Source organism: Bifidobacterium choloepi, from assembly GCF_010667615.1.
Lineage (GTDB): Bacteria > Actinomycetota > Actinomycetes > Actinomycetales > Bifidobacteriaceae > Bifidobacterium > Bifidobacterium choloepi.
Genome location: NZ_VYSG01000001.1, coordinates 446655 through 469499 on the forward strand (window position 1 = coordinate 446655; position 22845 = coordinate 469499).

17 protein-coding genes and 1 pseudogene are annotated in these 22845 nt (G+C 68.1%); 4 read left to right on the forward strand and 14 right to left on the reverse strand.

The features are described from left to right. Nucleotides 1-351 precede the first annotated feature (351 nt). Both F6S87_RS01845 and F6S87_RS01850 read left to right on the forward strand, forming a co-directional pair. A complete protein-coding gene (locus F6S87_RS01845) occupies nucleotides 352-2748 on the forward strand; it encodes a lysylphosphatidylglycerol synthase transmembrane domain-containing protein (RefSeq protein WP_163227540.1) in 2397 nt (798 codons plus the stop codon). A 277-nt stretch (nucleotides 2749-3025) separates the two neighbouring features. Beyond that, a complete protein-coding gene (locus F6S87_RS01850; RefSeq protein ID WP_163226959.1) occupies nucleotides 3026-3310 on the forward strand; it encodes an HU family DNA-binding protein in 285 nt (94 codons plus the stop codon). 91 nt (nucleotides 3311-3401) lie between these two features. On the opposite strand, the gene F6S87_RS01855 is transcribed toward F6S87_RS01850, so the two are convergent. The 6 genes and pseudogenes from F6S87_RS01855 to F6S87_RS01880 form a co-directional block, all read right to left on the reverse strand. Continuing rightward, a complete protein-coding gene (locus F6S87_RS01855) occupies nucleotides 3402-4919 on the reverse strand; it encodes a proteasome accessory factor PafA2 family protein (RefSeq protein ID WP_163226960.1) in 1518 nt (505 codons plus the stop codon). Continuing rightward, complete coding sequence (locus F6S87_RS01860; RefSeq protein ID WP_163226961.1) at nucleotides 4920-5135, reverse strand: ubiquitin-like protein Pup; 216 nt, start codon at nucleotides 5133-5135, stop codon at nucleotides 4920-4922. Nucleotides 5136-5219: 84 nt separating this feature from the next. After that, the gene (locus F6S87_RS01865) at nucleotides 5220-6077 is read right to left on the reverse strand and encodes an inositol monophosphatase family protein (protein WP_163226962.1); all 858 of its coding nucleotides are present in this window, start codon (nucleotides 6075-6077) and stop codon (nucleotides 5220-5222) included. Nucleotides 6078-6156: 79 nt separating this feature from the next. After that, a complete protein-coding gene (gene dop / locus F6S87_RS01870) occupies nucleotides 6157-7848 on the reverse strand; it encodes a depupylase/deamidase Dop (RefSeq protein WP_163227541.1) in 1692 nt (563 codons plus the stop codon). Between the two features lie 163 nt (nucleotides 7849-8011). Next, nucleotides 8012-9550, reverse strand: a pseudogene (gene arc, locus F6S87_RS01875) (proteasome ATPase); the annotation flags it as partial. A gap of 107 nt (nucleotides 9551-9657) precedes the next feature. Beyond that, nucleotides 9658-10362: a DedA family protein gene (locus tag F6S87_RS01880; RefSeq protein WP_196779064.1), complete on the reverse strand. Its 705-nt coding sequence runs from the start codon at nucleotides 10360-10362 to the stop codon at nucleotides 9658-9660. 242 nt (nucleotides 10363-10604) lie between these two features. Here F6S87_RS01880 and serB point away from each other — a divergent pair, with 242 nt between their 5' ends. Next, complete coding sequence (serB, locus tag F6S87_RS01885) at nucleotides 10605-11216, forward strand: phosphoserine phosphatase SerB (RefSeq protein ID WP_231129360.1); 612 nt, start codon at nucleotides 10605-10607, stop codon at nucleotides 11214-11216. 53 nt (nucleotides 11217-11269) lie between these two features. On the opposite strand, the gene fmt is transcribed toward serB, so the two are convergent. The 6 genes from fmt to rpoZ form a co-directional block, all read right to left on the reverse strand. Next, a complete protein-coding gene (fmt, locus tag F6S87_RS01890) occupies nucleotides 11270-12295 on the reverse strand; it encodes a methionyl-tRNA formyltransferase (protein ID WP_163226965.1) in 1026 nt (341 codons plus the stop codon). Between the two features lie 157 nt (nucleotides 12296-12452). Beyond that, entirely contained in the window at nucleotides 12453-13163 is a 711-nt protein-coding gene (locus tag F6S87_RS01895) for an HAD family hydrolase (RefSeq protein WP_163226966.1), read from the reverse strand. A gap of 68 nt (nucleotides 13164-13231) precedes the next feature. Then, nucleotides 13232-15730 carry a primosomal protein N' family DNA-binding protein gene (locus F6S87_RS01900; RefSeq protein ID WP_163226967.1) on the reverse strand — a complete coding sequence of 833 codons (2499 nt, stop codon included), beginning with the start codon at nucleotides 15728-15730 and terminating at the stop codon, nucleotides 13232-13234. A gap of 100 nt (nucleotides 15731-15830) precedes the next feature. Then, entirely contained in the window at nucleotides 15831-17114 is a 1284-nt protein-coding gene (locus F6S87_RS01905) for a class I SAM-dependent methyltransferase (RefSeq protein WP_163226968.1), read from the reverse strand. A 148-nt stretch (nucleotides 17115-17262) separates the two neighbouring features. After that, nucleotides 17263-18486: a methionine adenosyltransferase gene (gene metK, locus F6S87_RS01910; protein WP_163226969.1), complete on the reverse strand. Its 1224-nt coding sequence runs from the start codon at nucleotides 18484-18486 to the stop codon at nucleotides 17263-17265. Between the two features lie 237 nt (nucleotides 18487-18723). After that, nucleotides 18724-19008, reverse strand: a complete 285-nt coding sequence (gene rpoZ / locus F6S87_RS01915) for a DNA-directed RNA polymerase subunit omega (RefSeq protein WP_163226970.1) — start codon at nucleotides 19006-19008, stop codon at nucleotides 18724-18726. Between the two features lie 240 nt (nucleotides 19009-19248). Here rpoZ and ilvD point away from each other — a divergent pair, with 240 nt between their 5' ends. Then, nucleotides 19249-21108: a dihydroxy-acid dehydratase gene (gene ilvD / locus F6S87_RS01920; RefSeq protein ID WP_163226971.1), complete on the forward strand. Its 1860-nt coding sequence runs from the start codon at nucleotides 19249-19251 to the stop codon at nucleotides 21106-21108. Nucleotides 21109-21144: 36 nt separating this feature from the next. Here ilvD and gmk read toward each other — a convergent pair whose 3' ends face one another. Together gmk and pyrF are read right to left on the reverse strand one after the other, a co-directional pair. After that, nucleotides 21145-21738, reverse strand: coding sequence for a guanylate kinase (gene gmk / locus F6S87_RS01925; protein ID WP_163226972.1), 594 nt, complete (start codon nucleotides 21736-21738; stop codon nucleotides 21145-21147). 92 nt (nucleotides 21739-21830) lie between these two features. After that, the gene (pyrF, locus tag F6S87_RS01930) at nucleotides 21831-22748 is read right to left on the reverse strand and encodes an orotidine-5'-phosphate decarboxylase (protein WP_163226973.1); all 918 of its coding nucleotides are present in this window, start codon (nucleotides 22746-22748) and stop codon (nucleotides 21831-21833) included. Nucleotides 22749-22845 lie beyond the last annotated feature (97 nt).

Genomic DNA, 22845 nt, shown 5'->3' on the forward strand with positions numbered 1-22845 from the left:
CGAAGGGTGTTGATGGCTACCGAAGAGCACGGCACGAAGCCCGTCGACGACGAGACACCACCGCAGCCGCCGCGCAATCCGCGCGCGGCCTGGCGCCGGCGCCGCAAGGACGCCGGCGCCGCCGACGGAGGTCCGACGAAGGACAATCCGCTGGCCGGCTACGCCGCCGACGACATCATGACCGACCCCGACGAGGGCGTCGCCGACCGCGACCGGCACGGCAATGCCGGTTCCGGGGACGAAGCCGGCGCCGGAACCGAAGCGGAAGCCGGCTGGACGACCGGCGACGAGGAGCCCGAAGCCGCGCCCGACGAGGACGGCACGCTGGCGATCCCGGTCAAGTTCCGTCCGATGATCCGCGACGTCGAGCCGCAGCGCACGCGCGTCTCCGGCGACCTCATGCACGCCGTCATCTCGCTCGTCGGCATCGTCGTCGTCATGCTGTTCGCGCTCTACCTGCGCGGCATCGCGTCCGGCGTCGAATACGACGCCCGCAACGCCGTCAACGCCGTCGAATGGGTCGTCGACCTGCCCGCCTCGATGCTGCAGCAGCTGTGCATCCTCGTCATCGTCGTCTCCGTACTGCTCCAGCTCATCGTCAACAAGGAGTGGCTGCAGTCGACAGTCGCCGCGATCACGCTGATCCTCGGCTTCGCGGCCGCATGGGGCGTATCGTCGCTGATCACGCTCGTCGGCAACACGACGCTGATCACCGCGTTCATCTCGGCCGGCACGAACGTCGGCCCGTCGCTGCTGCCGGACTTCTACGCGGCGCTCGCCGCGTTCCTGACGTTCGCCGGCCCGCGGCGCATGCGCTCGGCCGTCAAGTGGGGCTGGAACATCCTCATCGTCGTCGCCTGCGTGCTCATCATCACGTCGTGGAGCACCGTCATCGGCGCCGTCGTCTCGGTGCTCGTCGGCCGCATGGTCGGCCTCGTCGTCCGGTTCGTCGTCGGCACGCAGAACACCGGCGCCTGGGGCATGCAGATCGTCGGCGGCCTCAAGACGATCGGCATCCAGCCGAAGACGCTGACGCGCCGCGAGGACGCGGCGATGGATCCGGAACTGCCGGCCACGCTCGTCGACGACCTCGTCGAGCACTCGCGCATCTACGACGCCATCGACGTCGACGGCAGCCGCTACATCGTCTCGGTCCTCGACAACCAGGTCCACTACGCCGGCTACCTCGGCCAGGTGTGGCAGTGGATCCGCCTGTCCGGCGTCGCCGTGCGCCACGACCGCTCGGCGTCCGACGCCACGCACCACCACCTCGCGATGCTGCTCGGTCTCAGGGCGCTCGGCCTCGAGACGATCCCGGTGTACGGCGTCACCGACGTCGGCGAATCGTCGATCATGGTGTTTCGCGACGAGCCGCACGCTTCCGCCTGCGATCCGGACACGCTGACCGACGACGACATCGTGTCCGTCATGGACTACATGCAGGCCGCGCACGACCGCGGCTACACGCACCGCCAGATCACGGCGTCCACGCTCGCCCGCATGGACAACGGCGACCTGTTCGTCGCCGGCTGGCAGAACGGCGACCTCGCCTCCTCCCCCGCCAACGTCGCGCTCGACAAGGTCGAGCTGCTCGCCTTGCTTGCCGCGCTGTACGGCGTCGAGCACACCGTCGAGATCGCCCGGCGCGTGTGGACCGACGAGACGATCGTCGACCTCATCCCGTTCGTCCAGAAGGCAGCCGTGCCGGCGGCCACGCGCCAGCTGCCCGGCTGGGACAAGCACCTGCTCGAGACGCTGCGCGGCGAGATGAGCAAGCTCGTGCCCGAGGAGGAGGCCGACAACATCGAGCAGGTCACGCTGTCGCGCTTCTCCATCCGCGGCTTCGTCATGATCGCGCTGCTCATCGTCGCCGTCGTCGTCGTGCTGACGCAGATGAAGCCGGACGAGATGATCAGGGCCGTCAAGGCCGCGAACTTCTGGTTCGCGCTCGTGTGCCTGGCATTCTCGTTCCTCGCCTGGGTGGGCTCGGCCATCACGCTCGGCGGTTTCATGGACCGCGACAAGCGCAACTACGCCGGCCTGATCTGCTCGCAGATGGCCCAGGGCTTCGCCGCCGTCTCGATGCCGGCCGGCATCGGCCCGGCGTTCGTCAACCTGCAGTTCCTGCGCAAGTCCGGCTACAAGAACACCGTCGCGACGGCCATCATGTCGGCCGTCTGGGCCGTGCAGGCCGCGACGACCGTCGTGCTGCTGGTCATCATCGGCATCTTCACCGGCCGCAACGCCCTGTCCGGCATGATCCCGACGAACACGCTGATCATCGTCGTCGCCGTCGTCGCCGTCGTCGTCTCGCTGGCGATGCTGATCCCGCCGATCCGCAAGATCGTGCTCTCGAAGCTGCTGCCGCTCGTCACGTCGTACGCCCGCGCGCTGCTCGAGACGCTGACGCAGCCGCGCGAGCTCATCGTCGGCATCCTCGGCGGCGTGGTGCTGAACATCGCGACGGGCCTGGGCTTCTGGGCCGCGCTGCTCGCGTTCGGCTACCAGACCAACCCGATCGAGACGACGTTCGTGTTCCTGCTCGCCAACACGCTGGGTTCCGCGGTGCCGACGCCGGGTGGCCTGGGCGCCGTCGAGGCGGCGCTGTCCGTCGCGTTCACGGCCGTCGGCGTCCCGTCGACGATCGCCGTCTCCGCCACGCTCGTCTACCGCGTCGCCTTCTACTGGATCCGCATTCCGGTCGGCGCGCTGGCCAGCAAGTGGCTCGACAGGCACAACCTGATCTGACGGTCTTGCCATGCTCTCGCGGCCGTTGCCGGAACCCCCGTTCCGGCAGCGGCCATTTTTCATACCACGAATCGTTGAAATCGTTGGGGTTTGCTCATTTTTTGCACGATTCTCACGAAATTTTAGACAGATTTCGTGTCCCTGACCACCCCATTCGGAAAAATTCTTGGAAAACCCTAGAAAATCGCGGGTTTCCGTGAATTCATGCGCTAAGATCATGGGTGAACGTGTGGCGACCCGATGCAAAGAGGATCGCCCCTGACCAAGAAGGATGCATATGGCATACAACAAGTCTGATCTCGTTTCGAAGATCGCTCAGAAGTCCAACCTGACCAAGGCTCAGGCTGAGGCGGCTGTCAACGCATTCCAGGATGTCTTTGTCGAGGCCATGAAGTCCGGCGAAGGCCTGAAGCTGACCGGCCTGTTCTCCGCCGAGCGCGTCAAGCGCGCCGCCCGCACGGGCCGCAACCCGCGCACCGGCGAGACCATCCAGATCCCGGCCACCTACGGTGTCCGCATCTCCGCCGGCTCGCTGCTGAAGAAGGCCGTCACCGAGGAGTGATCCCTCCGCGCCATTGCGCATCGAAAAAATCCCGCCATCGCTGGCGGGATTTTTTGTTGGTAACGAGTTTTCCCGAAGGGAGCCGGCAGTGTCAGCCCAGCGCCGCCATGACGGCGTCGTAGTCGGCAGTGGGTTCGGCGGAGAACGGGTCGAGCAGGATGGCACTGGCGCGCACCGGAGCCGTCACGGCGACGTCGGTCCAGTCGCAGGTCCAGCGCACGTCGGGGGCGGCGTCACGGGCGGCCCGGACGAACCGGCCGCGCAGCACGGCGCGCGTGCCGGACGGCGGCTCGCGGACGGCGCGGTCCACCTGGCTGTCGGTCACGAGCGTCGTCATCATGCCGCGCCTGACGAGTGCCGGATAGAGCGTGCCGTTGGCGATGTCGTGGTAGTCCATGTCGAGCTGCGTCAGCTTCGCCGCCAGCGGCGACGATGCCAGACGCGGGTCGCGCAGGCCCTCGAAACCCTGCTTGTGCGCGAGCGCGACGAACAGTGTCGCCTTCGCGGTCCAGTCGACCTTGCGGGCCATCGCCGGCCAGTCGCGTTCCTCGATGCGGCCGAGGATCCATCGCCACTGGTCGAGAATCCAGCGGATGCCGCCGACGGCGTCGGCGCCGTCGGACGAATCGTTCCAGCTCTCCCCCAGCGACTGCGCCGCCTCCTGCGGGAACCGCTCGACGAACGCCTCAGCGGCGGCGAGATAGTGTTCCTGCATTTCGAGCGCCGTCAGCGTGGTGCCGTTGGCGAGGTGCAGCGCGGAGCGGCCGCCGAAGTCGTTGATCATCAGGTTGGCGGCCACCGGGTCGGCGAGCGCCATCTTCTCCATGCCGGACAGGTATTCGTGGCGTGCGGCGGCCTCGATGAGGCACAACACGAGGTGCGTGGTGCCGAGCTTCATCGTCGTGGCCCACTGCGAGCGGTTCGTGTCGCCGATGATGACGTGCAGGCGGCGGAAGTCCTCGGGATTGGCGTGCGGTTCGTCGCGCGTGTTGACCATCGGCCGCGAGCGCGTGGTGGCCGACGAGACGGTCTCGTCGACGAATTCGGCGCGCTGCGTGACGCCGAAGCGGCCGTGGGCGAACCGGCCGGCGCCGGTGTAGATCTGCCGCGAGATGAGGAACGGCAGCAGCTGGTCGTTGATCGCGGCGAGGTCGACATAGCGGCGCACGAGGTAGTTTTCGTGGCACCCGAACGAATGGCCGACCGAATCGACGTTGTTGCGGAACAGGTGCACTGTCAGGTCGGTGCCGGTCTTCCTGCGCAGAACGGCCTGGGCGTCGGCGCCCATCGACGCCATCGTGCGTTCGCCGGCGAGGTCGGCGAGCAGCGCGTCGAGCGGCGTGCGGGCCTCGGCGGTCGCGTACTCGGGATGGGCGCCGACGTCGAGGTAGAGGCGCGAGCCGTTGTCGACGTAGGTGTTCGTCGACCTTGCGCGCTCGACGACGGGGCGGAACATCTCCATCGCGGCTTCGGAGGCGGTGACGGTGCGGTTGGCACCGGTCACCGAGATGCCGTGCTCGGTCTCGAGGCCGAAGATCCTGGCATGGTCGGCGTAGTGGGCGGAGCGGTTGGCGGCGGTGCGGCTCGAGCTGTCGTGCAGCTGCGGCATTCACTCGCCGCCTTTCTGCACGAAACTGCTGACATATTCCTCGGCGTTCGTCTCGAGGACCGACGACAGGTCGTCGAGCAGTTCGTCGAGGACGTCGACTTCGTCGGCGGCCTCGGCGACGACGGCCTGCCCGACCTGGCCGAGCGCCTCGTCTGCGCCCCGCGCCTGCGTGTCCTGCGCGACGGCCTGCTGGTGGTTCGCCTGTTCCTGCGGCATCTGATGCTCCTTCGTGTGGTGGTTCCGGATGGCCGGCGACCGGACGCCGGGCATTCGATGGTTTTCGGTCGGCTATTTCCCCGGCTATTCCTCGTCGCTGCGGCGCAGGTGCTGCTCGAGGATCGGGCGCAGCTCGTCGGCGATCAGGCCGTTCGACGCGACGACGTCGTTTTCGCCGCGCCAGTGCACGCCGTCGCCGTTCCACTGGCGGAACCGGCCCTCGGCTTCCCAGATGACGACGGCGCCGGCCGACATCGCCGGCACGTCCCAGCTGTGCAGGTGCGGCTCGAAGTATGCGTCGTAGGTGCCGTCGGCGACCTTGCACAGGTCGAGCGACGCCGGGCCGATGCGCTTGATGTCGGCGGGCCGTCCGGCGATCGCGGCGACGACGTCGAGCGCGCGCTTCGACTCGGCGGGCCGGTGGGACATGCCGAAGCCGACGACGGAACCGTCGAGGTGCGCGTTCGTCGACGGGATGATCTTCTCGCGCTTCTCGCCGATCGGCGTCTTGCGGATGCGGATGGCGCCCTGCCGGCGCGCGGCCAGGTACGTCAGGTTGAGCGCCGGCGCGTGCACTACGCCGAGGATCGGGTCGGCGTGCCCCATCTCGTTGAATTCGAACAGTGAAATCGGGATGGCCCATTCGGCCATGCTCCTCGAATAGTTGATGACGCCGTCGATGCCGCCGACGCACCAGTAGCGCTGGCCGGGCTGGCTTTGTTCGGGCCGTTCGTCCCAGTCGCCGTCGAACGCGTCAATGTACCCGAGGCGGTTGAGAATGAACCGGCTGATGCGCCGCTCGATCTCGAGGCCTTCGTTGTAATCGTGCTGTGCCGGGTCGATCGGGCTGAAATCCCTCGGCAGCATTTGGTCGTTCAGCGCATGCTTGCCGGCGTCCTGGGCGACTCGTGCCGCCTCCAAGGCCAGTTCGCGCAACTCCATGATGGTTCGGTCCCCTCGCTAGCTAGATCAGTGATCGCTCTGCATTCGTGCCCATTATAGCGGCGCCCCGCGCCGGGATTCAGCCGAGTGCGGCCAGCGCCTCGAGCGCGTCGGCGGCGCCGGCGGCGGCGTCGAGCACCGCCTCGGCGTCGGCCTTCGCGTAGGCCAGCGGGTCGGCCATCGCCAGCTCGACGAGCTCGGCGGCGGCGCCGTCGGAGGAACTGTCGGCGGCGGTGCGGCGGCGTACGGCGACGTGGCTCCACGACGCGGCGGCGACGTCGGCGCCCCAGCGGCGCACGAGTTCGGCGCGCAGCCACGCGCGCGTCTCCTCCGGCGCGTTGGCGGCGGCGGCCTCGACGTCGGCGTCGGAGACGACGCGCTCGGTCTTGCTCCTGACCCGGTCGTAGATCGACGTGGCCGGCGAGAGCGCCGCCCACTTGAGGTCGACGACCTTCAGGCGCGGATCGTCGAGACTGTCGGCGAGAGTCAGGCCGGGATGCAGGCGGCGACGCAGTCGTTCGAGCAGCTGCCACTTGAACAGCCATTCGAGCCGGCCGGCCTCGTTGGCGAGCGTCAGCCGTTCGTCGTCGTCGGCGTGGCGGACCGTCGCGACGTCGACGAGCGCCTGCTTCCACATCGCGACGACGGCGACGGTGTCCTTGTCGGGCCACAGCGGTTCGCCGTTGATGTCGGTGTCGTAGACCATCGACGCGACGGCGTAGATGAACGAGTAGAGGCTGACCTGCAGCTGCCACGCCGTCGCCGTCGCCCCGTTGGCGAGCGGCAGTCCGGCGGCGAGCGTCAGGTCGCGGGAGACGGTGTGCATCGCGGCGACCGGATCGGCAAGCTGCAGGTCGTCGAGCGTCCCGGCGATGTCGATGTCGTTGGCCGTGGCGGCTTCCAGCGCCCACAGCAGCAGGCTCGTCGTGCCGAGCTTGAGGACCTGCGGGACGTCCATGCGGTTGGCGTCGCCGACGATGACGTGCAGGCGGCGGCGGTCGTCGGGACTGTGAGATTCGTCACGCGTGTTGACGATCGGCCGGTCGAACGTCGTCTGCAGGCCGATTTCGGCGTGGACGTAGTCGGCGCGCTGGCTCAGCTGGTAGCCGGCCGCCTCGCCGTGCTCGCCGAGGCCGATGCGTCCGCTGCCGGCGTAGACCTGCCGGGTGACGAAGTGGACCGTCATCAGCGCCGCGATGTCGTCGAACGGCACGTCGCGGCTCACCATGTAGTTCTCGTGGCTGCCCCAGCTGGCGCCCTTGCCGTCGGCATTGTTGCGATACAGCGCAATGGTGCCGGGATTGTTGCACGATTCGTCCGCCAGCAGCCCGGCCCCCGCCCAGTCGCCAGCCGGCGAATCCTCGCCGTCGCGGCGCCGGGCGTTGGCGAGGTCGGCGGCGCGCTGCATGAGCAGGTCGCCGGCATGGTCGTAGGCGACCGCCTCGAACGGTCCGGTCGTTTCCGGCGCCGAATATTCGGGGTGGGCGTGGTCGACGTAGATGCGGCCGCCGTTGGGCGCGATGACGTTGACAACCTGCTGCTGCGGCTCGTCGGTGAGCATCTCGGGCCGGGCGGCGGCGCGGTCGAGCGTGAAGCCTCGCGCGTCGCACACCGGGTTTTCCTGCCGGTAGTCCCAGCGGATCGTGTTGGAGTGCTCGTCGCCGGCCGCCGCGACGACGTCGAACGACAGCCGTACCGGGTTGTACCGCGACGCCCCGTCGAGCGCCACGCCATACTCCGTCTCGGTTCCCATCACGCGCCGTACCGTCACGTCGACCACCTTATCCTTTCGAAAACAGCGGCCTTAATTATATACGGGCGCACGGAAGGTCCGTCCGGGCGGATCCATTCGCCTCCTTCGCCCTTCCCCGCGCGACATCAACCCGGACCGCCAGCCCGGGTTGATGCCATGCGGGGAACGGCTAGCGCTCGTAGGCTTCGGCGGTCTCGACGAACTGGTCCTGGACGGCGTCGGCGACCATCGACGGGGTGATGGCCGGGGCGCCGGCCGCGGCGGACGAATCGTCCGCGGTCATGGACGATTCCGCCGCCAGCAGCGACTGCTTGACGGCCTTCGTCTTGATCCGGTCGACGATGTTCTTGAGGACGGCGCCGGACATCGTGTCGGCGAAGTACAGCGGGCGCGGGCCGTGGCCGTCGTCGGCGGTGCCGACGAGGCGGTCGTCGTCGCGACGGTAGACATCGGCGACGAGCCGGTCGACGAGGTCGGCGGCGACGACGCCGTCGGCGAGCGGCAGGCGGTCGTTGAGATAGTGGCCGGCGATCGCGGCGGCCGCCTCGCGGCCGGGACGGTCGACGAAGATCTTGACGTCGAGGCGGCCGGGGCGCAGCACGGCCGGGTCGATCATGTCGATGCGGTTGGAGGCGCCGATGACCATGACGTTGTCGAGCCGCTCGATGCCGTCGAGTTCGGCGAGGAACTGCGGCACGATCGTCGTCTCGACGTCGGACGAGACGCCGGAGCCGCGCGTGCGCAGCAGCGAGTCCATCTCGTCGATGAAGACGATGACCGGCCGGCCGCCGGCGGCGAGCTCGCGGGCGCGGTTGAAGATGAGGCGGATGAGTCGTTCCGATTCGCCGACGTACTTGTTGAGCAGTTCCGGTCCCTTGACGGACAGGAACGTGCCGGGCGTGCCGTCGCCGGCCAGCGCGTTGGCGACGGCCTTCGCGATCATCGTCTTGCCGTTACCGGGAGGGCCGTACAGTAGCACGCCCTTCGGCGCCTTGAGATCGACGCGCTCGAACAGGTCGCGGTGCAGGTACGGCAGCTGGACGGCGTCGCGAATGCGGTCGATCTGCTCGTCGAGGCCGCCGATGTCGGCAAACGTGACGTCCGGCGTCTCCTCGAGCACGAGGTCGGCGTCGTCCTCCGGCGCGAGCAGCTCGAGCGCAAACGTGCCGGACGCGTCGACGACGACGCGGTCGGCGACGTCGAGCTTCTCGCCGGCGAGCGCCGTGCAGCGCTCGACGAGCGTGCGGCGGCCCGATTCGTCCGTCACAAGCAGCCGGCCGTCGGCGAGCGTCTCCCGGACCGTCTTGACGGCGCCGTGCGTGGCGGTGCCCTGCTGCTCGACGAGGACCATCTGCTCGTTGAGCAGCACCGTGTTGCCGGGCTTCAGCCGGCTCGCCTGCAGCGACGGCGCGACGGCGACGACGAGCCGGCGTCCGGAGCCGCCGCCGGCGAGCACTTCGGCCGTGGCGTGCTGCACGCCGAGGTCGTCGGTCGTGTTCGACTTGATCCTGACCATCGTCGCGAACGTCAGCGGCGGCTGCGCGAACTGCGTGACCTGCGACTTGGCCTTCGCCAGTTCCCGCGTGGCCCGCGTCAGCGCCTTCGCCAGCGCCCCGTTCTTCGCCCTGAGGCGGTCGAGCTCGGCCGCGACGTCTGCCGGCGCGGTGCCCGCCAGCGTCGTGGTCGCCGCGTCCGGCGCGGCATGTTCATCTTGCGTCATGCAGTCCGTTATAGCATTCCGCGGGCGTGGCTGTCCCGGCACGCTTCGCGAAAAAGCCCCGCTGCCGGAATGGAGCGGGGCGTGGCTGTGCATCGGGGTGCTGTCCGTCAGTCGACAGCCTTCATGCTGCGTTCCCTGACGACGCGGCGGATCCAGCGGACGACGGCCACGACGACGACGATCGCGAAGACGGCGATGACGACTTCCTCGAAGACGTCGAGGATGCCGAGGATCGAGCACCACTGGTCGCCGAGCATGTAGCCGGCGGTGACGAGCACGGTGTTCCAGACGGCCGAGCCGAGGAACGTGAACAGCGAGAATTCGGCGAAGTTCATCTTGTTGAAGCCGGCCGGAATCGAGATCAGCGAGCGGACGACCGGAATGACGCGGCCGATCATCACCGACCAGCGTCCGTATTTCGAGAACCACTCGTTGGCCTTGTCGACATCCTTGCGCGCGACGCCCGGAATCCTGTCGACGGCCTTGTGAATGCGGTGGATGCCGAACCAGCGCGCGATGCCGTACAGGCACCAGGCGCCGAGCAGCGAGCCCATCGTCGCCCAGAAGATCGCGCCGACTAGCGACATCGAGCCACGGGCCGCCGTGAAGCCGGCGAGCGGCAGGATGATCTCGCTCGGGATCGGCGGGAAGATCGATTCCATCGCGATCGCGAGCGAGACGCCGATGCCCCCGACCGTCTCCATCAGCCTGAGCAGCCATTCGGTCATCATGCCGATGATGCCGTCGCTGCCGGTGGCGCACTGCAATGGCGCGCCCGTTTCCGCCTGCGCGAGAATCGTTCCGAAAATCATGGGTTTCATTGTCCTCACTTTTCCTGACAATGTCAGCAGGCCAACCCAGACATTTGCAGGTTCTTGACGAGCCTGAACGGCACGAAGCCGGCGCCGGCGGCGTCCGCGATCGGACGGCCGACGTTCACCGTGAGCGAGGAACGATGGATATCAACAACGCAGCGAACGACATCACCGACCGTGGACGCGAAGAACAGGCGGCGACGATTCCCCCGACGCTGGCCGAGCCCGGCCTGCTCGTCATGGACGTCGACTCGACGCTGATCAACGAGGAGGTCATCGACGAGCTCGGCGACGTCGCCGGCGCCGGCGACCGCATCGCCGAGGTGACGAAGCGCGCGATGAACGGCGAGATCGACTTCGCCGAGGCGCTGCGCGAACGCGTCGCGCTGCTCGCCGGCCTGCCGCTCGAGGCCTGCGACGAGGTGTATCGCCGCGTGACGTTCACGCCGGGCGCCCACTACCTGATCGACACGCTGCACGCGCACGGCTGGAAGGTCGGCGTCGTGTCCGGCGGCTTCCACGAGATCGTCGACCGGATCGCCGAAGACGCCGGCCTCGACGTGTGGACCGCCAACCGGCTCGAGATCGTCGACGGCAGGCTGACGGGCCGTCTTGTCGGCGACGTCGTCACGAAGGACGTCAAGCTTGCCTCGCTGCGCCGCTGGGCCGGCGAATACGGCATTCCGATGGGCCAGACGGTCGCCGTCGGCGACGGCGCCAACGACCTTCCGATGATCGGCGAGGCCGCGCTCGGCATCGCGTTCTGCGCCAAGCAGTGCGTCCGCGACGCCGCCCCGCACGAGATCGACGAGCGCAATCTCGGCAAGGTGCTCGACTTCCTGCACAAGTGACCGCGAAGACGACGTGACCCCCGCACGGAGCGGGGGTCACGTCGTTTCGGGGCCTACTTCACGTATGCCGTCGGGGCGAGACGGGCGCCGCGGGCCCAGTCGGCCGCCTTCATCGCCTTCTTGCCCTGCGGCTTGACCTGCTCGAGCTCGAGCGGATCGGTCACCGTGCCGACCCACACCTTGCGCTTCGTGACGAGCAGTTCGCCCGGATTCAGCGACGAAGCCGAGGTACCGTCGGCGTCGCCGTTGCCCGCGCGGTTCGCGAGCATTGTCGCGAAGTTGTCGCGGTCGTCGTCGGCGATCGGCCGGGCCGCCAGCACGTGCAGCGTCGTCGGTTCGCCATTCGCGTCGCCGTCGGCGTGCAGTTCGCACCACGCTCCCGGATTCGGCGTGCAGGCGCGCGCCTGGCGGTTGACGGCGAACACCGGCACGTCGAAGCGCAGGTGCGCGTCCTCGACGGTGATCTTGCGGGCGACCTCGAACGCGCCCTGCGGCTGCTCGACCGGCACGATCCTGCCCTCGGCCATCGCCTCGAGCGATGCGGCGAGCAGGTGCGAGCCGTCGTCGGCGAGCCGTTCCAGCAGTTCTCCGGCCGTCTCGTGCGCGCCGATCGTGACGGTCGACTGCGCGAGGATCGGACCGCAGTCCATGCCCTTCGTGATGCGGAAGACCGTCGCGCCGGTCACCGAGTCGCCGGCCCAGATCGCGCGCTGCACGGGGGCGGCGCCGCGCCAGTCCGGCAGCAGCGAGAAGTGCAGGTTGTACCAGCCCAGTGGCAGCGCGTCGAGCACATGCTCCTTGAGGATCTTGCCGTACGCGACGACGGCGGCCGCCTCGGCGCCGGTCGCCTTGAGGCAGGAGACGAACGATTCTTCCGACGGATCGGATTCGATGACCGGGATGCCGAGCTCGAGCGCGGCCTGCTTGACCGGCGACGGCATCAGCTTGCGGCCGCGTCCGGTCGGCGCGTCCGGCCTCGTCAGCACGGCGACGACCTCGAAATGTCCGGTGTCGGCCGCCAGCGTCCTCAGCGACGGCACGGCGACGTCCGGCGTCCCGGCAAACAGCACTTTCAGCATGGCTCTCCTTCTCGTGGCGACAATCGTGAAACGTCGTGAAACCATGTCTTGTTCCACGACGATGCTTCCGCCAAGTATACCGGCCAGTCCGCTGGCGCTTCCGGCTGGCCACGCGATGTCACGGGTCCGGGCCGCGGCCCGGACCCGTGACATCGCATCAGTGCTCCAGCGCCGGAATCGGCACGCCGGCGTCGACGAGCGCGGTGCGCAGGGCGCGCGGATCGTCGAACCGCAGGCCGCGCATGCCGACGGCGTTGGCGCCGGCGACGTTCGACGCCTTGTCGTCGACGAACAGCGACGTGGCCGGCTCGATGCCGAAGTCCTCGAACGCCTGCCGGAAGATGTCGGCGTGCGGCTTGATCATGCCGACGAAGCCGGAGATCAGGCGTCCGTCGAGCTCGCGCAGCAGCGGATAGCGGCTGTCGGCAATCCGGAACGTCGTCGTCTCCCAGTTCGACAGGCCCCACACGCCGATGCCGGCGTCCTTGAGGTCCCGGACGAGCAGCCGCGCGCCGGGCACGTTGCCGAGCAGCGAATCCTCGAAGTTCTCGAGGTAGAACTTCAGCATGTCGGCCCAGCACCGGCCGTGCTTTCCGGCGACGGCGCGGTAGACGTCGGCGCGGTCGGTGCCGAGGTCGAGCATGTTGCAGGCGTCGTAGAAGCCGGACTTGTCGTTGTCGAGGAAGTCGTCGGCCAGGTCGCGCCCGTAGCGGCTGACCATGACGGCCGACGGGTCCCAGCGCACGAGCACGTTGCCGAAGTCGAAGACGACGTCGGTGACCGGCTTGCCGTCGTTCGCGGCGGCCTCGCCGTCGGCGACGATCACGTCGAATGCCATGTCGGGCTCCCCCGGCCATCCTGTTGCCATGCTGCGCTCCTTCGTCCATGTCGCCGGCGAGCCGCCGGCTGATTCCGGGGACGATTCTACCGTCGGGCCTACATCAGGTCCTTCGGATCCATCTGGAAGCGCAGTTCGCCGTGCTCGCGCAGGGCGACGTGGCGGGAGACTTCGTCGCGCAGGCGGATGGCGAGCTCGTCGCGGCGCGCGTACGGCACGCGCACGATTGCCTTGATCCGGTCGCCCATGTCCTCGAGCTGGCGCGCGTCGATCGTCCGGTCCGGCGCGATCGGCACCGGCCCGAGGACGGCCGGCAGGTCGAGGCCGTCGTGGTCGAGCACGGCCCAGTCGCCGTCGCCGGTGACGCCGATGTTGAGCAGGCACTGGCGGACGGCGTCGCGCCGGCCCCAGACGGCGGCCGCGGCGAGCGACGGCGGCAGCGCGGCCTCGTCACGTTCGTCGCATTCGGCCCCGGCGAGCATGCGGCAGTCCCAGAGCATCAGCGACTGGGCGATGACCGGATCGGTCTCGCCGATCAGCAGCGCCGTGCCGCCCTGGCCGACGCCGCGGCCGCCGGTGCCGGCGGCGCCGGTGCGGCCGGCGCGGGCCTGTCCCTCGGCGGACCTCGGTCCGCCGAACGCCTCCATGCCGACCGTCGTCGCGGCGCCGTCGTCGGAGTGCGGCGCGCACAGCGCGACGACGTGCATCCAGTTCGCGAGCGCCTCCTGCCTGGCGTCGATGCCGCGGGCATACAGCGAGTTCCATGCGTCGAGGATCGCGACGGCGCGGTACGAGCCCTGGCCGTCGCCGCCGGTGTTGCCGCCGCCGGCGCGCACGCGCGGTTCGGCGCCGGGCGTGGCGACGACGATGACGGGCGTGTCGGCGATCCATTCGACGACGCCGCCGTCCTGGTGCGGACTGGAGACGACCATCGGCACGTTGCGGAACAGGCCACGCAGTTCGGCTACGGTGCCGGCGGCGCCGACGCGCACGACGCGCAGCCGTTCGCCGCCGCAGGCACGGCAGTGCCAGTTGGCGGCCGGGGCGCCGCACCATGCGCAGCGCGGCGCGGCGACGCCGGAAGACAGGCCGGCGTCGGCCGCGGGAATCGTGCCGTCGCCGGAACCCTGCCGGGCCGCGGAGGTCGCGCCGCCGGTGGCCGTCGGCCGCACGAGCGGGCCGGTGCACTTGAGGCAGCGGGCCTGCAGCAGGCACTGGGCGCAGCTGAGCGACTCGGTGACGCCGTCCTGCGGGATCGACAGCAGGACCGGCCCGGATTGCAATGCGCGCGTGAGCACGCGGACGGCGGTGTGCGGAATGCGGGCGCCGATGCTCGGGTCGGCAAGCCGGCCGAGTTCCTCGCGGTTGAGCCAACGCACGTGCGCGAGCCGGCGGCGGATGGCCGCCGGTTTCGGATGCAGCGACGTCGACGGGCCAGTGACGGCCGTCATGTCGACGTGGGCCGGATCGGTTTCCCACTGGCTCAGCGCGCTGCGGGCGGCGCCGTAGGCGACGAACAGGCCGTCGTGCAGCCGGGCGCGCAGCCTCATGACGCCGCGGGCGGACGCGTACGGCATCATGCCGTCGGCGTGCTGGTAGACATTGTCGTCGACGACGACAAACAGCGCGCGGCCCTCGACCGGCGCGTACATCGCGGCGCGCGGCCCGATGGCGCAGCGTACCTGGCCGCTCGAGACGGCGAGGTAGGCGCGGTAGCGTTCGGCCGGCGGCATCGAGCCGGACAGGATCGCGACGTCGCCGAAGTAGCCCGGACGATTCGCCCCGTCCGGTCCGTCACTGCCGTCACCGTCGGGGGCGCCGGGAGCGGTGTCCGGCGCGAACGTGCGCAGGCCGTACTGGTTGAGCGCGTGGGCGAGGTCCCAGGTCTGCCGCATGCCGGGCAGCACGACGACGGCCTGCCGTCCGGCGGCGAGCGCCGACGCGACGAGCGTCGCGAGATCGTGATCGGCGCGGCCGACGCCGGGCATCGAGTCCATGACGAAGGCCTGGAACCGGTCGTGGTCCATCGCATAGCGGAAGTTCTCGAATCCGTCGATGTCGTCGGCGAGCGCCTCCATTTCGCCGTTGGCGAGCGTGGCCATGACGCGGAAACGATCCTCGCGGTTGGCGGTCATGCCCTCGACGGCGCGCTGGGCGTCCTCGACCCAGGCCACGCGCGGCGGCACGGCGAGGCGCAGGATGTTGGCGCGCGTGCCACCGTACGCGTCGGCGATCGCCGTGATGTCGCGGCGCATCGATTCGGACACGAGGATTTCGGGGCTGACGACGCGTTCGATGAACCTGATGGCGTCCGGGTTGGCCTCGGGACGGGAGGATCGTTCCCAGACAATGCCGTTGACGCGCTGGCCGCCGAACCGCACGCGCACGAGCGTGCCCGGCTGCGCGCCGGCCGCCTGCCCGTCGGTGACGTAGTAGTCAAACAGCTGGCCGAGGTGCGTGGCCTGCACGTCGAGTGCCACGCGGGCGACCGGATTGTCGGCGGCCGGCTGTTGCTCCGCGCGCCGCTGTTCGGCTGTCTTCCTGCGGGACTTGCGCGGCTTCAATCCCGGCAACGCCAACTGTTCCGCATCGTTCATGCTCTCCACGTTAGCATTGCGGTCGCCGTCTGCCCTGACATGTCGCTCCCCGACATGTCAGGACCCGGGCCGCCGGCCCGGGTCCTGACATCGGAAGGGATCAGTGCAGCGGCCACCAGGGACGCAGCGGATAGGTGTCGGTGCCGTCGGCGCCGGGCTTGACGGCGAGGAACTGGTGGATCTGGATGTTGTTCATCTCGAAGTTGAACGCGCAGCCGGCCATGTACAGGCCCCACAGCCTGGCCTTCGGCTCGCCGACCATGCCGACGGCCTCCTTCCAGTGGGCCTGCAGGTTCTCGTTCCAGCGGTGCAGCGTGAGCGCGTAGTGCTGGCGCAGGTTCTCCTGGTTGATCACCTCGAAGCCGGTGTCCTGGATGACCATCTCGATCTCGGCCGGCGAGGACAGCTCGCCGTCGGGGAAGATGTAGCGGTCGATGAATTCGCCGGCCTTCTTGCCCTGGCGCGAGTTGCAGCGCGTGATCTGGTGGTTGAGCAGCATGCCGCCGGGCTTGAGCTTGTCGAAGATCTCCTGGAAGTAGGACGGATAGTGCTTGTGACCGACGTGCTCCATCATGCCGATCGAGCAGATGCCGTCGAAGTCGCCTTCCGGCACTTCGCGGTAGTCCATCAGGCGCACTTCGGCAAGGTCCTCGAGACCCTCGTCCCTGATCCACTTCTGGCCCCATTCGACCTGTTCCCCGGACAGCGTGACGCCGAGGACCCTGATGCCGCGCCTCGCGGCCTCGATTTCCATCGAGCCCCAGCCGCAGCCGATGTCGAGGAGGCGCTGGCCGGGCTGCAGCGCCAGCTTGTCCAGCACCAGGTCGAGCTTGTTCTTCTGCGCGGCCTCGAGCGACATGTCCGGCGAATCGAAGACGGCGCAGGTGTACGTCATCGACGGGCCGAGGAACAGCCGGTAGAAGTCGTTCGACTGGTCGTAGTGGTAGCTGACCGTCGCGGCGTCGCCGGCTTCGGTGTGCGGCATCAGGCCCTCGGTCATGCGCCTGGCGCGGCTCGGGCCCTCGATGGCCGGGGCGGACGGACGGCGCCAGCCATGGGAGGCGATCGTCGCCAGCGCCTTCGCGACGCCGGCGGCCGATGGCGTGCGCACCCAGTCCTTGAGGCCGACGAGCTGCCTGAACAGGCCGTACGGGTTGCCGGGCACGAGCTGCGGCGACGCGATGTCGCCCTGCAGGTAGGCGCGGGCGAGACCGAGTTCGTTCGGGTTGTTCGCCAGGTAGTAGACGGCGCGGGAGTTCCTGACCTGCAGGCACAGCGGCGCGTCCTCGGAGCCGAGCGTCGAGCCGTCGAACGCCGTGATGTAGATCGGCGCTCCGGGCTTGATGAACAGCTGGATCATGTCGGCGACTGTCATTTGCTGCATTGCTGCCTTCTTTCGTGCGGTTTCATGCGGAGTGATCGTTGCATGGGTTCCCGCGTCGCAGCAGGCGCGGGAATCGCGCCGAATCGATCGAAATTCGGCCATGTACGGGGCCGCCCCGCGACGGGATGTCGGCGGGGCGGAACAATGTTCAGGAGAGTTCGGCGATGGCGGCCTTGAGTTCGTCGGTCCTCGACGCCTGCTCCCACGTGAATTCCGGCAGTTCGCGGCCGAAGTGGCCGTAGGCCGCGGTCTTCGAGTAGATCGGGCGCAGCAGGTCGAGCTCGTCGACGATGGCGGCCGGGCGCAGGTCGAAGACGCGGCGGACGGCCTTCTGGATCTGTTCGCGGGTGACGCCGCCGATCTCGGTGCCGTACGTCTCGACGTTGATCGAGACCGGGTCGGCGACGCCGATCGCGTAGGCGACCTGGACCTCGACCTTGTGGGCGAGGCCGGCGGCCACGATGTTCTTCGCCACCCAGCGGGCGGCGTAGGCGGCCGAACGGTCGACCTTGCTCGGGTCCTTGCCGGAGAACGCGCCGCCGCCGTGGTGGGCGGCGCCGCCGTAGGTGTCGACGATGATCTTGCGCCCGGTCAGGCCGGCGTCGGCGGCCGGGCCGCCCATGATGAACGATCCGGTCGGGTTGACCAGCACGCGGTAGCCGGAGACGTCCACGCTTTCCGGCAGCACGTCGGCGAGCACCGGCTTGATGACGTGCTCGTTGAGTTCGTCGCGCAGGACGTCCTGGCGCACGTCCGGATCGTGCTGCGTGGAGACGAGGACGGTGTCGAGGCGCACCGGCACGTCGTGTTCGTCGTATTCGATCGTCACCTGCGTCTTGCCGTCCGGTCGCAGGCCCGCGACCTCGCCGTTCTTGCGCACTTCGGTGAGCCGTTCGGCCAGCCGGTGGGCCAGGTAGATCGGCAGCGGCATCAGCACGTCGGTCTCGTCGGTCGCGTAGCCGAACATGACGCCCTGGTCGCCGGCGCCTTGCGCCTCGTAGCGTTCCTCGCGCGAGGCGGCCGTTTCCTCGTCGCGCGACAGCCTGGCGACGCCCTGGTTGATCTCCGGGCTCTGCTCGCTGATGGACACGAGCACGCCGCACGAGTCGGCGTCCAGTCCGATCGTCGAGCTCGTGTAGCCGATGCCCCGCACGACGTCGCGCACGATGCTCTGGATGTCCGAATAGCCCTCGCTGGTTACCTCGCCGAACACGAAGAACTGGCCCTTCGTCGCCGACGTCTCGACGGCGACGTGCGAATGCGGATCCTGGCGCAGCATGTCGTCGAGAATGGCGTCGGAAATCTGGTCGCAGATCTTGTCGGGGTGTCCTTCCGTCACCGATTCGGCGGAGATCAATCTCAGTTCGGCCATGGTTCCTTCTTCCGGATTGGATGGGGCTTGTCGTTCACGTAAACGGGTTTACCCTATCAAAACGCCACGATTGCGCCTTGTCGTTTTTCTACAAATTCGACACGATTCTTCCGTGAAAACCTACGGAATCGTAACCTGCGCTCCTCAACACACCAGACGGACGAATCGTCCGATCAATGCGAAAAGGCACGGCGCAATGCCGTGCCTTTTCGTGTTCAAGTCAATGCAGCCGGAAACTCAGTTGCCTTCGGACAGGTCGTCCTCGCCGAGGGTTTCCTCGAGCAGGCCCTCGTTGATCTCGCGGAAGGCGATGGACAGCGGCTTCTCCTGGTTCTGGTACTCGACGAGCGGGCCGACGTTCTGCAGCAGGCCCTCGTTGAGCTGCGTGAAGTAGGAATTGATCTGCCGGGCGCGCTTGGCGGCGAAGATGGCGAGCGCGTACTTCGAATCGGCATGCTCCATCAGGTCGTCGATCGGCGGATCCGCAAGTCCGGTGGGGGTAGGCTCAGTGCCGAATGCCATAGTTGATCTCCCAATCATCTTCTCCGGCGGCAATCGGACCGCCGGACTATTCGAGACTATTCCAAAACAAACATGCTACCGCACGTTCCCGACACCTTTCAATTCATTTTCTCGATGTCGCGAACCCGGGCCTGCGGGTCCGGCTTCGTGGCATCCGGGAAGAGGGAAGCAGTGTCCATAAGGGCGACCACATCGTGAATCATCGGTGTCTTTTCGGGGCGATTTGGGTTGAATGGAACCATGGAAATGCGATCCCACAAACTGATGACCGACAGGATTTTCGCCGGTGCCCGCGCGCTGTACCGCGCGGCCGGCGTCGATGGCGACGACTTCGGCAAGCCGATCGTCGCCATCGCGAATTCATTCGACGAGTTCGTCCCGGGCCATGTCCATCTCAACAAGGTGGGCCGCCTGGTGTCCGAAGCCGTCAAGAAGGCGGGCGGCATTCCGCGCGAGTTCAACACGATGGCCGTCGACGACGGCATCGCGATGGGCCACACGGGCATGCTCTACTCGCTGCCGAGCCGCGAGATCATCGCCGACACCGTCGAATACCAGGTCAATGCGCACTGCGCCGACGCGCTGATCTGCATCTCGAACTGCGACAAGATCACGCCGGGCATGCTGATGGCCGCGCTGCGCCTGAACATCCCGACCGTCTTCGTGTCCGGCGGCCCGATGGAGGCCGGCAGGACAGTGCTGCCGGACGGCACCGTCAACGAGAACACCGACCTGATCGACGTCATGTACGCGTCGGCCGACGACCGGCTCGACGACGCCGACCTGCTCGCCTACGAGAAGACCGTCTGTCCGACGTGCGGATCGTGCGCCGGCATGTTCACGGCAAACTCGATGAACTGCCTGACCGAGGCGATCGGCCTCGCGCTGCCGGGCAACGGCACCATCCTCGCCTCGCATGCCGACCGCAAGAACCTGTTCGAGCGCGCCGCGAAGACCGTCGTCGACATCGCCAACCGCTACTATCACGAGGACGACGACTCGGTGCTCCCCCGCTCGATCGCGACGAAGCACGCGTTCGAGAACGCGATGACGATGGACGTCGCGATGGGCGGCTCGACGAACACGGTGCTGCACATCCTCGCGATGGCGCAGTCGGCCGACGTCGACTTCACGCTCGACGACATCGAGCGCATCTCGCACACCGTGCCGTGCATCTGCAAGGCGTCGCCGTCCGGCGAATGGGAGATCTCCGACGTGCACCGTGCCGGCGGCATCACCGGCATTCTCGGCGAGCTCGACCGGGCCGGCAAGCTGCACCGCGACGTCCACTCGATCGACTATCCGAGCCTCGAGGCGAAGCTCGCCGACTGGGACATCATGCGCGAGACCGTCACCGACGAGGCGAGGGACATGTATCTCGACGCTCCCGGCCACATCGTCTCGCCGGAACCGTGGACGCACAACACGAAGTTCGAGTCGCTCGACCGCGACCGCGTCAACGGCGCCATCCACGACATCGACCATCCCGCCGTGACGGAAGGCGGCCTCGCCGTCCTGCGCGGCAACCTCGCCCCCGACGGCTGCGTCGTCAAGACGGCCGGCGTGCCGCGCGAGATCTGGGAGTTCGAGGGTCCGGCGCTCGTCGTCGAGTCGCAGGAGCAGGCCATCGAGGTCATCCTCGACGACACGCTGAAGCCCGGCCAGGCGCTGATCATCCGCTACGAGGGCCCGAAGGGCGGCCCCGGCATGCAGGAGATGCTGTATCCGACGTCGTTCGTCAAGGGCAAGGGCATCGGCAAGGAAGTCGCGCTGATCACCGACGGCCGCTACTCCGGCGGCTCGTCAGGCCTGGCGATCGGCCATGTCGCGCCGGAAGCGGCGAGCAAGGGCCCGATCGCGCTGGTGAAGAACGGCGACATCATCCAGATCGACATCCCGAACCGCACGATCAATGTCAAGCTGACCGACGAGGAGCTCGAGGCGCGCCGCATCGAGCTGGAGAACGGCGACGGCTACGTCGCCCACCGCGACCGCCAGGTCTCGCAGGCGCTGAAGGCGTTCGCCGCCTTCGCCCGCTCCGCCGACAAGGGCGCCACCCGCGATCCGAAGCTCATCGACGAGCTGAGCGGACTCAAGTGAACTGCCACTCCCTCCTTGGAGGGAGTGAAGAGTGATCTACAGTCCGTATTCCTCGGCGATGACGCCCCACAGCGCCTCGGCGGTGGCGTCGACTTCGTCGTTGACGAGCGTGACGTCGAACTCGGATTCGGCGGCGAGCTCCACGCGGGCCGTCTCGAGCCGCTTCTCGCGCTGCTCGGCCGTCTCGGTGCCGCGGCCGACAAGGCGGCGGACGAGCTCGTCGAAGCTCGGCGGCGCGATGAACACGTATTCGACGTCAAGGCCGAGCTCGGCGGCGCGCTCGCGCACGCGGCGCGCGCCCTGCAGGTCGATCTCGAGGATTGTCGGCGTGTTCGTCGCGAGGTGCTCGAGCACCGGTCCGAGCGGCGTGCCGTAGTGGGCCATGCCGTGCACGACGGCCGTCTCGAGGAACTTGCCCTCGTCCTCGTCGCGTTCGAACTCGTCGTCGTCCATGAACCAGTAGTTGACGCCGTTTTCCTCGCCGGGCCGCGGCGCGCGGGTCGTCGCCGAGACGCTGACCCAGACTTCCGGATGCCGGCGGCGCAGCGCCGCCTCCACGGTCCCCTTGCCGACCGCCGTCGGTCCGCTCAGTACAATCAGCCGCCCATGCTTCGACGATGCTTCCGTCACGTCATGCTCCCGTTGGATTAATTAGAATAAACAGAACGATTCTTCCAATATACCGACAACCCTGCCGACATCGTCGCCGACGGAGCCGCCGCTCAGATGTCCTCGAGGCTCACTTCCATCAGCGCACGGCGCACGTCGAGCGCGATCGATTCGGTGGCCTGCGCCAGCGATTCGATGCTGGGACCATGCCGCGCGATCTCGCGGGAGACAGTGACGAGCACGTTGCCCTTCGTGCCGCGGAAGACCTTCTTCAGGTCCTCGACGGTGGCGCCCTGGTAGCCGAAGCCCGGCGAGAGGATCGGGCCGGTGAACTTGTCAAGGTCGATGTCGCTGTCGGACATCCAGTTGCCGATCGTCGCGCCGATGATGAGGCCGACCGAGCCCATGTGCGGTCGCGCGAGCTCGTTGTAGCGCTGGGCCATGTCGGTGATGCCGTAGGCGACGGTCTTGCCGGCGTATTCGCCGGTCTGGCGCACGGCCGTCTGCAGCGAGACGCCCTCCTCGTTCGACGTCAGCGACGCGATGAACACGCCGCGGCCGTTGTCGAGCGCGTCGTCGATGACGCCCGACAGCGAGCGGGCACCGTAATACGGCAGCATCGTGATCGCGTCGGCGCCCAGCGGGGCGCCGGGCTTGAAATAGGCGTCGGACAGCGCCGAGATCGTCGTCGACAGTCCCCCGTGCATGCAGTCGACGATCGTGATCATGTCCATCTGCCTGGCGGCGTACAGCACGCGTTCGAGCGCCGCGAAGCCCTTCGCGCCGTATCGTTCGAACATCGACGTCTGGAACTTGACGGCCGCCGCCCTGCCGGCCGCCGCCTGCAGCATCCTCATCGAGAACAGCTCGGCGCCGGTTGCGTCGACATCGTATCCCCAGTCGGTGAGCAGCTTGCGGTGCGGGTCGATGCCGACGCACAGCGAGCCGAGCTTCTTCATCGAATTGCCGAGCCGCAGGCCGAAATCGGTCCTGCGCGCCTCGAGTTCTTCCCGCGAAATGGTCTCGTCCATTGTCCCCTCCGGCCATCCGGCAACAGTTTCACGACGGTTTCCATCGTAATGCACTTCGGCCGCCAGCCATGCCCCCGTCGCACGATGCGGCCCGGTT